This is a genomic window from Arthrobacter sp. SAFR-044 (assembly GCF_051965175.1).
GTDB lineage: Bacteria > Actinomycetota > Actinomycetes > Actinomycetales > Micrococcaceae > Arthrobacter.
This window is the reverse complement of the sequence record NZ_JBQCMK010000019.1, coordinates 41273-55801: the sequence shown is the minus strand read 5'-3', so window position 1 is coordinate 55801 and position 14529 is coordinate 41273. Positions and strand designations below refer to the sequence as shown.

Annotated in this window: 11 protein-coding genes and 1 pseudogene; 6 read left to right on the top strand and 6 right to left on the bottom strand. The window is 66.1% G+C overall.

What is annotated here, in order from left to right:
- Nucleotides 1-446: 446 nt before the first annotated feature.
- The 3 genes and pseudogenes from ACTHQS_RS20170 to ACTHQS_RS20160 form a co-directional block, all read right to left on the bottom strand.
- Nucleotides 447-842, bottom strand: a complete 396-nt coding sequence (locus tag ACTHQS_RS20170) for a DUF1622 domain-containing protein (RefSeq protein ID WP_440172441.1) — start codon at nt 840-842, stop codon at nt 447-449.
- An 85-nt stretch (nt 843-927) separates the two neighbouring features.
- Nucleotides 928-1802: pseudogene (locus tag ACTHQS_RS20165) on the bottom strand (NAD-dependent epimerase/dehydratase family protein).
- 3 nt (nt 1803-1805) lie between these two features.
- Entirely contained in the window at nt 1806-2720 is a 915-nt protein-coding gene (locus ACTHQS_RS20160) for an MSMEG_6728 family protein (RefSeq protein ID WP_440172438.1), read from the bottom strand.
- A gap of 156 nt (nt 2721-2876) precedes the next feature.
- Here ACTHQS_RS20160 and ACTHQS_RS20155 point away from each other — a divergent pair, with 156 nt between their 5' ends.
- Nucleotides 2877-3464, top strand: coding sequence for a hypothetical protein (locus ACTHQS_RS20155; protein WP_440172436.1), 588 nt, complete (start codon nt 2877-2879; stop codon nt 3462-3464).
- A gap of 182 nt (nt 3465-3646) precedes the next feature.
- On the opposite strand, the gene ACTHQS_RS20150 is transcribed toward ACTHQS_RS20155, so the two are convergent.
- Entirely contained in the window at nt 3647-4318 is a 672-nt protein-coding gene (locus ACTHQS_RS20150; protein WP_440172434.1) for a transglycosylase family protein, read from the bottom strand.
- 311 nt (nt 4319-4629) lie between these two features.
- Here ACTHQS_RS20150 and ACTHQS_RS20145 point away from each other — a divergent pair, with 311 nt between their 5' ends.
- From ACTHQS_RS20145 to ACTHQS_RS20135, 3 genes are all read left to right on the top strand, one after another.
- Complete coding sequence (locus tag ACTHQS_RS20145) at nt 4630-5691, top strand: adenosine deaminase (RefSeq protein ID WP_440172432.1); 1062 nt, start codon at nt 4630-4632, stop codon at nt 5689-5691.
- A 260-nt stretch (nt 5692-5951) separates the two neighbouring features.
- On the top strand, nt 5952-6893 hold the full coding sequence (locus ACTHQS_RS20140; protein ID WP_440172429.1) for a pullulanase X25 domain-containing protein: 942 nt from the start codon (nt 5952-5954) through the stop codon (nt 6891-6893).
- A 106-nt stretch (nt 6894-6999) separates the two neighbouring features.
- Complete coding sequence (locus ACTHQS_RS20135; protein WP_440172426.1) at nt 7000-7344, top strand: acylphosphatase; 345 nt, start codon at nt 7000-7002, stop codon at nt 7342-7344.
- Between the two features lie 20 nt (nt 7345-7364).
- Here the strand turns inward: ACTHQS_RS20135 and ACTHQS_RS20130 are convergent, their stop codons facing one another.
- Entirely contained in the window at nt 7365-11042 is a 3678-nt protein-coding gene (locus ACTHQS_RS20130; protein WP_440172424.1) for a TM0106 family RecB-like putative nuclease, read from the bottom strand.
- Between the two features lie 147 nt (nt 11043-11189).
- Nucleotides 11190-11915, bottom strand: a complete 726-nt coding sequence (locus ACTHQS_RS20125; RefSeq protein ID WP_440172421.1) for a GntR family transcriptional regulator — start codon at nt 11913-11915, stop codon at nt 11190-11192.
- A 179-nt stretch (nt 11916-12094) separates the two neighbouring features.
- Between ACTHQS_RS20125 and ACTHQS_RS20120 the strand changes: the two genes are divergently transcribed.
- Nucleotides 12095-13489 carry an MFS transporter gene (locus tag ACTHQS_RS20120; protein WP_440172419.1) on the top strand — a complete coding sequence of 465 codons (1395 nt, stop codon included), beginning with the start codon at nt 12095-12097 and terminating at the stop codon, nt 13487-13489.
- Nucleotides 13486-14514 carry an L-idonate 5-dehydrogenase gene (locus ACTHQS_RS20115; RefSeq protein WP_440172417.1) on the top strand — a complete coding sequence of 343 codons (1029 nt, stop codon included), beginning with the start codon at nt 13486-13488 and terminating at the stop codon, nt 14512-14514. Before ACTHQS_RS20120 ends, ACTHQS_RS20115 begins: the two co-directional genes overlap by 4 nt.
- Nucleotides 14515-14529: the final 15 nt, after the last annotated feature.

Genomic DNA, 14529 nt, shown 5'->3' with positions numbered 1-14529 from the left:
CGGGCGGCGAATTCGGCGGCTTCGACATAGGAGGCGGACGCCAGCACGTCCGGGGCGGCCAGGGCAAGGGCCGCAAGTTGCCCGCCGAGCTGACTGAGCCCGTCCGGCGTGGCGGCAGCTACCGAAAGCTGAAGGCCCTGGGCTTGCCCTGAAGGGTCTTCACTGCGTGAAGGCTGTCCACTCTGAAAGGGCTGTCCACTGCGTGAAGGCTGGCCGCCCCCAAAGGGCTGTTCACTATGTGAAGGCTGGCCGCCCTCTGGGGGCTGCGCGTCGGGGACCGCGAGAAGGTGGGCCGGGCGCGGCAGCCGGCTCCCGGCGTCGTACGCTTTCCCGCCGTACGCCTCACCAAACTGCTCCCCAATGGCCTCCATAATCCCACTCTGCCAGCCACCACTGACAATGAAGACCACCCAAAACCCCTATGTGGAAAACCCGGGCAGCGGACCTCAGCCAGCCGCGGCGGTGGAACCAGCACGGGCCGCTGACGGTTCCTTTTGCCACGGCCAGCGCCCGGTGATCTCCAGCTCCAGGGAGAAGCTGAGGAAGGTCCGGATCAGCACGATGACGGCCAGCACCCCGACGCTGACGAACGTGGGTGTCACGGCGACGGTGCGGATGATGTCGGCGGCCACGAGCAGTTCGAGGCCTAACAGGATGGATCTGCCCAGCAGCTGCCGGTACGAGCGGTAGAAGCTCAATTTTTCCGCGCCCGGTGGTAGCTGCCGCGGCTGATGGCCCCGGAGTGCCATCGGAAGGGACACCACCGCACCGATCACCATCACCGCGACTCCTGCGAAGTCGACCAGTTGCCCAACCGTCTCAATGATCTGCCGGAATTCCATGCCCTGCCTTATATCGGGCCAGGCGTCCCCGCGAAATTCCACTCCGCGGCCCACCCTGGCAGTCACTACGGGACGACAGCCCCGGTCAGGGGTGGCGGACGCCGTTCCCTGCTATAACGTCCCTGTACCCTTCCCGGAACGTCGGAAACGTGAAGGTAAACCCTGTGCTGCGGAGCAAGTCGTTGTGGCAGCGCTTGTTGCCCCCGCGGGCGGGACCGGCATCGCCAACAGGCGGTGAGGGCTGCCCCAGTTCTGCCGCCAGGAAGCGCAACACGGAACCCAAATCGGCTGGCTCGTTGTCCACTCCGATATATGCGGGCCCGGGCACGGGTTCCATCGTGGCCAGATGCACGATGGCGGCTGCGGCATCGTCGCGGTGGATCCGGTTGGTGTAGCGCACGTCCTCCGGGATCACGGCAGAGCCCGTCTTAATCTGGTCAATCAGGCGAGTCCGGCCCGGCCCGTAGATGCCGCCCAGCCTGAGCGAGACGCGGGCAGTGCCGGTTCCCGCCAGCCTCGCCTGCAGGAGTTCCTCGGCTTCCACCAACACCCGCCCGGAAAATCCGACCGGATCGGGGGCGGTGGCTTCGTCCACCCAGCCGCCACCCGCGTCCCCGTAAACGGCGGTGGAGGATACAAAGTGGAGGATACAAAGATGAGCCGCTCCGGCGTCACCTGGTCCCGTTCCAGGGCATCGAGGACGTTTTCCACGCCGCGTACATACGCAGCGCGGTATGCGTCCTCGGCAGGGGAGTCAGCAGCAACAGCGACGACGACGGCGGTGGTGTCCGCGGGGACCGGCGGCAGGTCACCGGACGTTAGGTCAGCTGCGGCACCTTCGATGACGGCCGGCAGTTTCGCGGGGGAACGCCGCCACCCCACGACCCGGTGGCCCAGGGCAGCAAACCGAAGCCCCGCCTCCGTACCCAGATCCCCGCACCCCGCCAATAGAACCGTCATGGCCTACGGTGCCTCAACCGGGAAGAACACGCGAGGGTCCTGCAGTAGGGCAGGGTAAGCGAATGCCGAGCGGTCAATGATCTCAATGACTTCGAAATTCCTGCCGAACCGGCCGTCATCGAGGGTAAGGGGACGCCCCACAACCTGTCCGACGGCGAACCTGGCCCCATTCTCGAAGGGAACAGCCACCGGCGTCTTTCCCGGAAGGGTCCGGAAGGCCTCCTCCTGCGCCAACCGCTTGCGGGTGGGCTTCTTCGCCTGCGGCCTGGGCGGCGCCTTCTTGGGAGCCCGGGACGGCCGGCGGGAGCCATCGTCAACGTAGACGGGGGAGTAGCCGTCCTCCCCGGCGGACGTGGCGGCAGCAGCGCTCCGGTTCACTGCCGGAAGTGCCACGGTGGTAAGGGACTGGGGGTCGACATCGTCATGCGGCCCCCGCAGGATCCAAAGGATGTCCCCCTCCGGCTCCTGCGGCAGGAACTCGTGGCGCGGCTCAGGCCAGACGTAGTCCATGTCTGGAATCGCGTCCGGGAAAACGCGGGTGTAGAACTTCGGTTCCTTGTGCACCAGCTTGGAACGGTGGCTCAGGTGAAAGTCTGGGTCCCCGAGCCACGGCGGCATCACAATCTTGGCGGCGTAGTCAGGATGTGGTGCCTGCGGCGCGAACTCTGCAATGTTCGCGCGGGTGTTGTCCGGGTGGCCGCGCTCCATCCATTCGTCCACCATGGCCAGTCCATACATGGTGAGGGCGGGCACATGGCCCATCCACATCCGGATTGCCGGGTGGGTCTGCCAGCCGTAGCCCGGAATCACCAAGGCGCGGAGGGTCTGCAGCGCTTCAACCCGCTGTTTGCCCAGCCGCGCGGTGTCCAGGGCTTTGGCGCTTTGGCGGAAGTCAGGGTACGGGAGGAAGGTTTGCATCCATTCAGTCTGACGGTCCCCGGCGGAAGTGCCAATTGCTGTGCCCGCAGCCACACGTACTGGCCCCTCATGTCCAAATAATGGACACCTGCATACGGCTCCCAGCTTAAACCACTAAGATCACCGCAACCACCCCCGCGTTTTGGAAGCTCACTCATGACATTTACAACTGACAAAGCCGTCGACCACGCCCGCACCGCGCTGCCTCGCTACGGACAGATGCTGGGCCCGGAAGCCCAGGGAATCCTGGTTCTCGATGAGTTCATTATCGATCCCGCCGCCGCCCGCAAGGATCAGCACCGGTTCCGCGATGGCATGGCTGCCGTTGCCCGCACGGTCCGCCGTATCGCTGCCCTCAGGGTGGTCATCGCGCTCGTGGCCATCGGAAACCTGCCCCTGTTCCTGCTCTCCAGCGGCTGGTGGATCTACGGCGTCTCGCTGACCCTCGTAGTTGCAGTACACGCCGCCGTGACCCTGCTCAACCGGCACGAGCCGCGGCTCAAGCAACAGTCCGCGCTGGAACTGCACATGCACCGCGAACGCAGCGCCAACTACCGTCAGTTGCGCGATGCCGTCAAGTACATGATCGACACCCCCAGCCGGATGAACGAGCACCTTTACCTGGAGCTGCTGGCCGTCAAGCGGGTTGCCCTGAATCTTGCGCATGGCACCGTCGCCTTGCTGGACACCAGCGACGAGTCCGCCTGGAAGGTGCGGATCGTCCGCGAGCTCCCCGCCAGCTGACCAGCCCGGGCCTGCCGCCCACTGCGGCAGGGACGCACTGATTAAAGTACGACGCCGACACATCCCTTGTGGGGGTGTGCCGGCGTCGTTCTTTGGTCAACGGAATTTGTCTATCGCCGACCTGCTTGTGTCGCCTTGGAAAGGCGCCGCGGCCATCGCCGCGGGTGCAACGTCCGCGGGTCTTACGCGGGGAGCTGGATGACCTGTCCCTCGAACACGAGGTTCGGATCCGAAATGGTGTCCAGGTTCGCGTCGGCAAGGTGCTGCCAGCCGCCCTGGATGCCAAGCTTCTGGGCAACGATGCTCAAGGTGTCCCCGGCCTGCAGCGTGTAGGTCTCGCCGCTCAGCGGAACTGAGGTTACGTGCCGCGGCGCGGGTGCCTGCGTGACAGGAGCGCTCTGGACCTGAATGCTTTGGACCGGTGCGCTCTGGACGGGTGCGCTCTGCACGGGGGCACTCTGGACGGGTGCGCTCTGCACGGGGGCACTCTGCACCGGTGCTCCGCCGCCGCCACTCAATCCGAGCTGGGACGAGCAGGACGGCCAGGCGCCCCAACCCTGCGAGGCCTGGACGCGCTCGGCTACCGCGATCTGCTGTTCACGGCTGGCGTCCGCGGGGGAGCCGGTTCCGCCGTAGGCGGACCAGGTGCTGGAGGTGAACTGCAGGCCGCCGGAGAAGCCGTTGCCCGTGTTGGTGGACCAGTTCCCGCCGCTTTCGCACTGCGCGAGGGCATCCCAGGTGGAGGTGGGGGTCGCTGCGTTGGCCGCCGTGGCTGAAAGGGCCAAACCTGCCGCGGAGACGGCGGCCAGGGTAACTCCGCGGCGTGCGGCAGTACGGAATTTGGTGTTTTTCATGGTGGTGATGCTCCTGAAGGCCACCAGCGCTGGTTCCGTCCCCGGAGATCGTCGCGCCACTGCCCGCCCCTGACGAATAGAGGTCACTGTCGGTGGCTGCCGCTGGGCAGTTCTGGTGGAGGCAGCACCGGGCAATCAAAAAGCCCGCCGAACGGGCATGCATTTCACGCTAAGACATCGTTCGGGCGTTATCAAATCGAGATTCCAGCTGGCGTGTTGAGTGTGCGCCTTGGCGCGAACGGCGTCTGAGCAGAGGTCCCCTCCAGGAGTGCGGGCAGGCGCGAAACCGGGTGGGGCATTATCCTGACCGGATGGACAACTCTCCCGGCGGCAGCATCATGCCCGAAACCGAAGTGGACCTCGCGGAACCTGCGGTCCCTGCCAAGCCCCTCCCGGTGGCTGAACTGCACCTGCACATCGAGGGCACGCTGCAGCCTGAGCTCATCTTTGCCTTGGCCGAACGCAACGGCATCGTGCTCCCGTACTCCGGACTGGACGAGCTCCGGGAAAAGTACGAGTTCACCGACCTGCAGTCCTTCCTGGACCTCTACTACGCCAACATGGCGGTGCTGCGCACTGAGCAGGACTTCGCGGACATGACCCGGGCGTACCTGGAGCGGGCTGCTGCCGCCGGGGTCCGGCACGCGGAGATCATGATGGACCCGCAGGCGCACCTCGCCCGAGGCATTCCCCTGGAGGCGTGCGTCAAGGGCGTGGCCTCCGTGCTGGCAACCTCTGAGGAGGAATTTGGCATCTCCACCATTCTGATCGCGGCATTCCTGCGTGACCTGCCGGAGGAATCAGCACTGGAAGTCCTGGGCCGGCTGCTGGCGATGGATGCACCCATCGGGGCCATCGGGCTGGACTCAGCCGAGGTGGGAAACCCGCCTTCCAAGTTCGAGCGGCTGTATGCGAAGGCGCGTGAAGCAGGCCTGCGGCTGACTGCGCATGCGGGGGAGGAGGGCCCGGCGTCGTACATCATCGAAGCCCTGGACATCCTGGGCGTGGAGCGGATCGACCATGGCATCCGCTGCATGGACGACCCCGACCTGGTGGAGCGCCTCGTGGACGCCCGCATTCCCCTGACAGTCTGCCCGCTGTCCAACGTCAGGCTCCGTGCCGTTGACACCCTCGCCGACCATCCACTGCCCGCCATGCTGGCAGCCGGACTGAACGTCTCGGTCAACTCAGACGATCCTGCGTACTTTGGCGGCTACGTGGATGACAACTTTGCGCAGCTCACCTCGGTGTTTGACCTCTCCGATTTCGACAAGGCGCGACTGGCCGCGAACTCCGTCCACTCCTCCTTCGCCTCGGAGGAGCGTAAGGCGGAACTGCTGGCGGAGTTGAACGGGCGGGAAGTGTCCGACTGACCACCGCTGTGTCGGGCGCAACAGCACGGCTTTTTGCCCGGTAAACTATTGCCGCAGGCGTGTCTGGGGAGTGCAAGGCAGCACCCATGTCGGCGCTTGAGGGTTATGCAGACAGCCCTTACCCGAGACCTCCGCCTCACTTGCGGCACCATCCGCTTCACAGTCGGTCACGACACGCAGAGTTAACCAATTAAAGTCGCGCGATTTAATAGGCAGTTGGCAAGATGCCTAAGACCGATCGCTTTTATATAAGGGGAAACATGGCCAAGTCCACCGCAGAAAACACTTACCTTCGACTCAAGACCGTCCTGGATGTCCTGACCGAAGGCGTGTGGTCCGGCGATGCACTGAATGCGGGCCAGGTCCTGGCGGAGGCAACCGCCCGGGTGCCGTTCAACGAGCATGAGTCCGAACTCCTCAGCGGCGGCATCCCGCGTGGGCACAAGACCCTCACCTCGGCCACTGCCAAGCTGGTCAAGGCCGGCTGGCTGGTCAAGGGCCGCTCGGGCTGGACCATCACCGAGGACGGCATGCGCGCCACTGTTGCCTTCCCCGACGCGGACTCCTTCGCAGCCGCGCTCGACGCCGGTACTCCCGTCCCTGCCGACACCCCGGTTCCCACGGCTCCCGCAGGCTTTGTCCGCCCCGTCTCCGCCGCTGCGGCCACGCTTGAGGTTCCCGCCAAGACGGAAGAAGCTCCCAAGAAGACCGCCAGGAAGGCCCCGGCCAAGAAGGCGGCCTCTGTTGTGGGCAAGGCAGCCAAGGCGATCGAAGATGCCGTCGAGCCTGTGGTGGCCGCCGTCCGCAAGGGCAAGGCTCCAGCCAAGGAGAAGGCCGCAGCTGCGTCGACTCCCGCTGATGCTGCTGCCGAACCGTTGGAGGGCCCGGACGTGGAAACCCTGCCGCAGCCCGAGGCCGTGGCCGTGGCCGGTGACTTCAACACCATCCTGGGTGCACCGGAGAACTGGGCGCCGCAGTATGACGAAGCGCAGATGGAATTCGACTTCCTGGACCAGCTGTGGAAGAAGAGCGCCGAGCTTCCCGCGGGCTTCTACACGTTCAAGATCGCCCTGAACCGTTCCTGGACTGAGAACTACGGTGCTTACGGCACGTTCGACGGCCCGAACCATGAGCTGCACCACGCCGGTGGCACGGTGACCATCCGTTACAACCACGCCACCCGCGATATCACCATCAACTAACCGCTGCACCTCCTCACGTCGGGTCGCAGTATCTGTCTCTCGGGCTTTGTAGCGACGGTTACTGCGACCTGGCCGGGGAGGTGGCAAGGTCCGGGGGAGGAGCACCATGGGCAGGCACGCAGGCTCAGCGCACGGAGATTCAGCGGACGGAGATTCAGCGCGCGGCGGTTCGGCCCAGGATAATGTCCGGCTTGATGCCCGGGTGTTTGGAATGGTCCAGGGGGTGGGCTTTCGCTACTGGACCATGGGCACAGCGGAGGAGCTGGGATTATCCGGCGAGGTGAGCAACCTCGACGACGGTTCGGTCTCCGTGGTTGCCGAAGGCGCTGAACCCCAGGTCCGGAAGCTCCTGGACTGGCTCAGGTCGGACCGGACTCCTGGCCGGGTGGAGCGGGTTGAGTCCGACTTTTCAGCTGCCCAGGGGACGTTCGGCGGATTCCGGGCGCGCTGACGGCGCCTCATGCTGTGGGGTTACTCCCGGGGGCTTAGGCCGATGAAGGCGCCGAGTTCCTCCAGCGCCGCGGGCTTGTGCGGCATGTAGCTGGTGAGCTCGGGGGAGCGGATGATCACGGCGCGCCATTGTCCGCGGGACACGGCCACGTTGATGCGGTTCCGGTTCAGCAGGAACTCCGCGCCGCGCGGGGCCTCGGCCACCGCCGAACACGCCATGGAGACCAGCACCACGGGTGCTTCCTGGCCTTGGAACTTGTCTACGGTACCCACCCGCACGTCCGGCAGCCCGGCCTCTGCGAAGTGCTTACGGATCAGATGGACCTGGGCGTTGTAGGCAGCCACCACCAGCAGGTCCTGCTGTTCCAGGGGACGCGACACCTTCTCCGGGCCGCAGGTCCACTTCAGGCCAAGATGCCGGCGGGCCTGTCGAACCACTTCCGCTGCCTCTTCCTTGGATGCTGTGGTGTTGCCCGCGTGCTTGACCAGCACGGTCTCCACGCCCGGGGCAAGTTGCTCCAGTTCGCGGAGGGAAGCGGCAGGAGCGGAGTGCAGCTTTCCTTCATAGCTGAGGTTGGATACCGCCCGGCACAGCTCCGGATGCATCCGCCACGTGTCGGCCAGGAAGTACCCCAGGCTGGCGGGCAGGGTAGCGTGGCCGGCAGCAAGCCAGCCGAGCGCAGACTCATCGACGGGCTCGGGGTGCGTGCCCTGCGTAACCTGCGGGAGCTGCTGCGGGTCGCCCAGCAGGAGCAGCCGCTTGGCTGCCACCGACACCGCCAAGGTGTTGGCCAGCGAGAACTGGCCGGCCTCGTCAATGACCAGGAGATCCAGCGACCCTGCCGGGACTTCCTTGCCGGTGATGGTCCATGCGGTGCCGCCAACCAGGCATCCGCCAGGCGATGCCAGCAGGCTGGCTACGTCCCCTTCCGACGTACGGCTCCAGGGAACCTGGTGTGGAGCGGCCAGTTTCTTGCCAACCACCTGGGGGTCCACCCGGCCGACGTCGATGGCCCGGCACAGCAGGTTCTCCACCACATTGTGCGACTGGGCCACAACTCCGATCTTCCACCCCTCAGCCACCAGCCTGCCGATCACGTGGGCACCAACGAAGGTCTTGCCCGTGCCTGGCGGCCCCTGGACGGCCAGATAGGAGTGGTCCAGGTCCCGCAGCGATCCGGTAATCGCCCCTGCATAGTCAGCGGTGCCGTCTTCACCCTGCAGCACTTCAGCTGGTCCTTGCCCGGAACGGAATCGCGGCGGCAGCTTACGCAGGATGTCCAGGCCCGGTTGTGCGGGGAGGGACGGCACGGAGGAGCCGACGGCCTGGGCTATCGCCGCGATGGCCGCCTCAATACTTGCCGTGGCCAGGGGCTGGTCCTCGGTCAGGGCCACCGGCAGGTGCGGGTAGGCCCGAACCTTTCCGGTCTCCCGCTCCGCAATGGTGATCAGGTGTTCCGGGCTGTCCGTCGCCGCTTCCAGCTCACTGATCCGGGTCCCGAACGTGAAAGCCCTGGCCCCGGATGCGGCCTGGGGATCGGTCATTCCATCAGGTCCAGGTGCGTCATACAGGCGGCACCAGTTGGAGTCGGGGCGGAAGTCCGAGCCCTCCGTCATGGTGCCGCGGAGCTTCAGGACGCGCGTGCGCATCCGTTCCCTTGGCTTGGCCAGGGCCCAGTCCGACACGACTTCCGCCGAGGACACGACGAACACGTTCCGTTGCTCGGACCAGTTATCCAACAGTGCCTCAACCCGGTCGAAGTGCTGCCACCAAAACTGCTTGCGCTCGCGGCGGTGGTATCCGGTGGCGGCGGCCACCATGGCGATGGCCCGCTCGTCATCGGTCCAGGGGCGGTGGTCCGGCAGGGCTGCAAGATACGCCCGCAGCCTGGCTTCCTCAGGCGACGCAGGTGCCTTGGATGCCTCATCATTGGCAGTTCCTGCGTCCGGAACCTGGACCCGGCCGGGCGCAGCGTGCCGTCCGCCGCCTGCCGCATCAAGCGCCTCGGCTGCGCCAAGGCCACGCTCTCCGGGGACCCCGGCGTCCTGCCCCAGCTGAAGCAACCAGTCCCGGAGCCGGAGGGTGGAGAGGCAGTCGTACTGGTTGTAGTTCGAGATTGAAGCCAGGATGGCATGGGCATCCTCTTGCCGCCCCTCATCACGGGCGGCGCAGTAGGCGGCGTAGGCAACCACGGAGGCGCCGGCGTCCTTGACCTCCCCGGACCGGAGGTTGTCCCCCATGTAGAGCGGTTCCAGCTTCTTGATGGAATAAGACGCTTCCGAGATGCGGAGGGAGTGCCGGACAGTGGCGTACAGGTCCACCAGCAGCCCCTGCCTCAGCCAGGCATCCACTGTGTCCTCGCCGGCCTGGTGCGCGAGGGAGAGGTTCCTCAGCGCAGTCTTTTCGTACGGTGCGTAGTGGTAGACGTGCATGTCCGGGTAGGCGGCGCGGCGTTGCTCCACGTAGTCCAGGAAATCGAGGAAGGCGCGCCGCTCGCCGGAGCGGGAATGCGCCCAGAACGGCCGGAACACCGGATCACCTGCGGCACCTGGCACCGGGGCCTCAATGACGCCAAAGAGGTACTCGATGCCCCAGGCGCCGGTGGCAGGATCCTGCCACAGTGGATCGCCCTCAAAGTCGAAGAAGATGTCCCCGGGGCTGGGGGCGGGAAGCGAGCCGATCGAGTTCTCCGGAAGGACGGTGTAAGAGACCGTGCGCGGTTCACCGTCCTTGATGAAGGTGCGGGAACCTGATGGGCGGTCCAGGCCCAGCTGCATCCTGGCCTGGGCCCGGAGCCGGACCAGGGAATTCCTTGCGTCGGCGGCGGGCATGGCCGCCAGTTCATCGATGGTGGTGATGCCGGATTCATGAAGTTTCCGCCGCTGGACCACGGACATGCCCGCCACCATCAACAGGTCACGGTGCGCCTTCACCTGCTCGGCGCAGTAATCGCAGCGGCCGCAATGAACGATGCCTGGCTGTTGCCACTGCACCGGGCCGTCGCCGGCCCGGTGGCTGGCTGTGAGCTGGCGAAAGCGCCGGCGTCGTTCCCTGAAGACGGGCAGCAGGTCCGGCAGGGAGTGGCTGCTCCTCAGCCAGTCGTCACCCACCCGCGTTCCCAGGACCAGTGTGACGACCGGGGAGGGCTCCAGCCCCATCCCCAGGAGCTGGTCACCGTAGGCGGCAAGCTGCAGCAGCGCCCCGACTTTGGCATGGCGGGCAAGTTTGGTGTCCCACACCTCGTAGCGGCCGGGGTTGCCGGTCCCGGCAGCCTCGTTGACCAGGAAGTCCGCGTAGCCCAGGAATCCGCCGTCGAAAAACGTGGCCTGGAAAACCACATCTGCCCCGGAACGGAGGGCGAGTTCTGTTTCAGCGTGCTTGGCCTGCAGATCACCGCGCAGGTTCTGGCCGCGGTCCAGGGAATACACGCCGGTGCCGCGGCTGGCATCCCATTCGCCGTACTTGGCCACCAGGCTGGCAAGGACGGTCTGCTCATGCCGGTCGCCCAGTTCACCGGCGCGCTTTTGCATCTCGTCAGCGGGAAACTCTGCCTTGGCGGTGCGGCCCAGCTTTTCGTCCAGGATGCGGAGCGTGCGGTATTCACACTCGCTGGCTGCCACCAGGTCGCTGGCCGAAAAGACCAGGTCCGGCGGCGCGCCTGGTCCGGCATCAGCACCGGCGGCGTCGAGCAGAAACACGGGGCCTCCCCAACTGTTCGCGGGCCGGAGGAGGGTTCCCCTGGCCTGGAATCAAACGTAGCAAGAGGGGCTGACAAAACGTGTCCCCGCCGGCAGCGTCCCGACCCCGGCGGCCGCGACGCTGCCCACCGCACTCGCCAAGTCTTGCTAGGTAAGGCGGGCAACGCTCCGCCGGGTGGGACGCCGGGCGGAGCCGTCGGAGAACAGCTCGGGCGTTGCCTCCTGGATCCGCTGGACGTCCTCGAAGACAGCCCGCAGATGCAGGCGCAGGCTGTTGTCTGCATCGGACAGGTTGTTGGCTTCGAGCGCGTCCACCACGGCGGTGTGCTGCTCGATGAGGGTGGACACCGGCCGGGTGTCCAGCAGGCTCATGCGGCGGGCCCGGTCAAGGTGGGCCTTTGCGGAGTTGACAGCGGTCCAGGCGGATTCATGGCCTGCCAGCCGCAGCAGCTCCCGGTGGAAGTCCTCATCCAGTCGGAAGAATTCCTCCACGTCACCGCGTCCATCTGCGTCCGACTGTGCCTCCAGGATCTCCCGCAGCCCGGCAATGCCCGCGCTGTCCACCGCCAGGTCCCGGAGCGAGGCGCATTCGATGGCCTCACGGACAAACTGGGCTTCGGACACGCGTCCCAGGTCGACGAGCGAGACGAACGACCCGATCTGGGGGAAAACCTGGACCAGGCCCTCCTCGCGGAGCAGGATCAGGCTTTCGCGCACCGGCGTGCGGCTGACGCCGAGTTCCTGGGCCAGTTCATTTTCGGACAGTGGCTCACCCGGTGGCAGCTGCAGCGAGATGATCCGGCGGCGAAGCGTTTCAAGGGTTTGGTCCCGCACCGAGAGCCGGGGGGCAGCCCCTCTTTTGTCCGTTGGCATGGCCTCATTCTAACGTGTTGACACACTAGAATGGTAGTGCTTGTATGGTAGTAGAAACGACGTGCTGCCGGTCACTGCGGCCCACCACTTGGCTCCGTTCCGACAGCCAGCAGCTGTAAAACATTCCCCTCCAACGCTCTTATCCCCTTCGACACGCATCACCTGCAAAGGAGCAACTGATGACCGAAAGCATTGCGCCGCCCACCACCGGACAGGCCGAAGCCCGAAGCACCCGGGACCTCGCCAAGGTCGCCATCTCCGGCTGGCTTGGCACCGCCATGGAATTCATGGACTTCCAGCTGTACTCCCTGGCCGCGGCCATCGTCTTCAACAAGATCTTCTTCCCGGACGTCAGCCCCGTCATCGGCCTGATCGCCGCAATGGCTACGTACGGCGTGGGCTACGTTGCCCGCCTGTTCGGCGCCGTCTACTTCGGCCGCATGGGTGACCGGATCGGCCGCAAGAAGGTCCTCTACATCACCATCGCCCTGATGGGCGCCTCCACCACCTTGATCGGCGTGCTTCCCACGTACGCCATGGTGGGAATCTGGGCACCGATCCTGCTGGTGGCCCTGCGGCTCATCCAGGGCTTCGGCGCCGGCGCGGAAATCGCCGGTGCCACCGTGATGCTCGCGGAATTCGCCTCTGCCCGCCGTCGGGGCATCATCTCGTCCCTGGTATGCCTGGGTACCAACTCCGGAACCCTGGGCGCCTCGGCATTGTGGGCCATCCTGGTGGCCTCGCTCTCGCAGGAGGATCTGCTGAGCTGGGGCTGGCGCATTCCCTTCCTGGCCAGCTTCGTGATTATGCTGTTCGCCGTCTGGATCCGGCGCTCCATCAAGGAAAGCCCCGTCTTCGAACAGCGCGCCGACGTTGTCGACGGCGTGGCCCTCACCAAGGACAAGATCAAGACCGCCGCAAAGGCACCGGAACTCGCCGGAACCAGCACCATCGAGGCCGCGCTGCACCAGAAGAAGGGCAAGTCGTTCCTGATTGCCCTGGGCCTGCGCTTCGGGCAGGCCGGCAACTCCGGGCTCGTCCAGACCTTCCTGGTGGGCTACCTGGCCACCGTCCTGCTCGCGGACAAAACGGTGGGAACCAACGCCATCATGTACGGCTCCCTGCTGGGCTTCGTCACCATCCCCGTGATCGGCCTCCTCGGAGACCGCTTTGGCCGCCGCCCCCTCTACCTGGCCCTCAGCGCCCTGACTGCCGTGTTCGCCATCCCCATGATGCTGATGATCACCAGCGGCAACACAGCGATCATCACCATCGCCATGGTCATCGGCCTGAACCTCGGCGTCCTGAGCCTGTTCGCCATGGAAAGCGTCACCATGGCTGAGTTCTTCGGAGCCCGCACCCGCTTCACCCAACTGGCCCTCGCCAAGGAAATCGGCGGCATTCTTGCCACGGCGATCGGGCCCCTGCTCGCAGCCACCCTCACCGCTGTCACCGGACACTGGTGGCCGCTGGCCGCCATGCTCATTGGCTACTCGCTGATCACCCTGGTCTCCGCCGCCGTCGGCCCCGAGGTCCGCGGCCGCGACCTGGTCCGCCTCGAGGACGCCGTATGAAAGCCGTTGTGGTCCATGGCGCCAACGACCTCCGCATTGACCAGCGGCCGGAACCCGTTGCCGGGCCAGGAGAAGTAGTGCTCGACGTCGAGTGGGGCGGCATCTGCGGAAGTGACCTTTCGTACTGGCGCCACGGAGCCTCGGGAACGGCGGCGCTGAAGTCACCGCTCGTCCTGGGGCACGAGGTGGCGGGCCGCATCGCCAAGCTCGGTGCCGGCGTCGAACACCTCGAAGTAGGTCAGCCCGTCACGGTGCACCCCGCCGAACTCGTGGGGGACGGCACCATGCCGGAGCGCCTGCAGGGCCGGACCAACCTCTACCCGCAGATCCGTTACTTCGGCTCGGCCGCGTTCGACCCGCACACGGACGGCGGCTTCAGCGAACGGAAGCTCGCCAAGGCATTCCAGGTCCGTCCCCTTCCTGACGGCGTGGACACCCTCCGGGGAGCACTGGCTGAACCGCTCGCCGTCGCCATGCATGCGGTCGGCCGCGCAGGAAGCCTTGAAGGCCGCGATGTGCTGGTCAACGGTGCCGGCCCCATCGGGTCGCTGGTCACCGCCGCCGCCAAGTACGCCGGTGCCCGGACCGTGATCGCCACGGACATCAGTGACGCGTCCCTGGAGATCGCCCGGGCGATGGGCGCCGACGAGGTGCTCAACGTTTCCAACAACCCGCTTCCGACGGACGTCGAACTGGTTTTTGAGGCCACCGGCATCCCCGCGGTGCTTGGCGGCGTCCTGCGGGCCACGGCCCGCGGCGGCACCATCGTCCAGGTAGGCAACCTGCCGGGGGCGCCGGCCGCCTCGGCCCTGGGGGACCTGGTCACCCGCGAGATCACCTGGATCGGGTCCTACCGGTTCGTCGACGAGATCACCGACGCGCTCCGCGCAATGGCCAACGGCCTGGAGGTAACGCCCGTCATCACCCACAAGTTCGGGATTGATGATGCCGAGGAAGCGATGCGGACCGCCGTGGATCCCCACGCCAACAGCAGCAAGGTCATGCTCCGCCTCAGCGCGGACTGACCCAACTGACTGGCA

Excerpts from the sequence above, each read along its gene's own strand:
- ACTHQS_RS20170 (WP_440172441.1), bottom strand. The coding sequence starts at position 842 with ATGGAATTCCGGCAGATCATTGAGACGGTTGGGCAACTGGTCGACTTC.
- ACTHQS_RS20160 (WP_440172438.1), bottom strand. The coding sequence starts at position 2,720 with ATGCAAACCTTCCTCCCGTACCCTGACTTCCGCCAAAGCGCCAAAGCC.
- ACTHQS_RS20155 (WP_440172436.1), top strand. The coding sequence starts at position 2,877 with ATGACATTTACAACTGACAAAGCCGTCGACCACGCCCGCACCGCGCTG.
- ACTHQS_RS20150 (WP_440172434.1), bottom strand. The coding sequence starts at position 4,318 with ATGAAAAACACCAAATTCCGTACTGCCGCACGCCGCGGAGTTACCCTG.
- ACTHQS_RS20145 (WP_440172432.1), top strand. The coding sequence starts at position 4,630 with ATGGACAACTCTCCCGGCGGCAGCATCATGCCCGAAACCGAAGTGGAC.
- ACTHQS_RS20140 (WP_440172429.1), top strand. The coding sequence starts at position 5,952 with ATGGCCAAGTCCACCGCAGAAAACACTTACCTTCGACTCAAGACCGTC.
- ACTHQS_RS20135 (WP_440172426.1), top strand. The coding sequence starts at position 7,000 with ATGGGCAGGCACGCAGGCTCAGCGCACGGAGATTCAGCGGACGGAGAT.
- ACTHQS_RS20125 (WP_440172421.1), bottom strand. The coding sequence starts at position 11,915 with ATGCCAACGGACAAAAGAGGGGCTGCCCCCCGGCTCTCGGTGCGGGAC.
- ACTHQS_RS20120 (WP_440172419.1), top strand. The coding sequence starts at position 12,095 with ATGACCGAAAGCATTGCGCCGCCCACCACCGGACAGGCCGAAGCCCGA.
- ACTHQS_RS20115 (WP_440172417.1), top strand. The coding sequence starts at position 13,486 with ATGAAAGCCGTTGTGGTCCATGGCGCCAACGACCTCCGCATTGACCAG.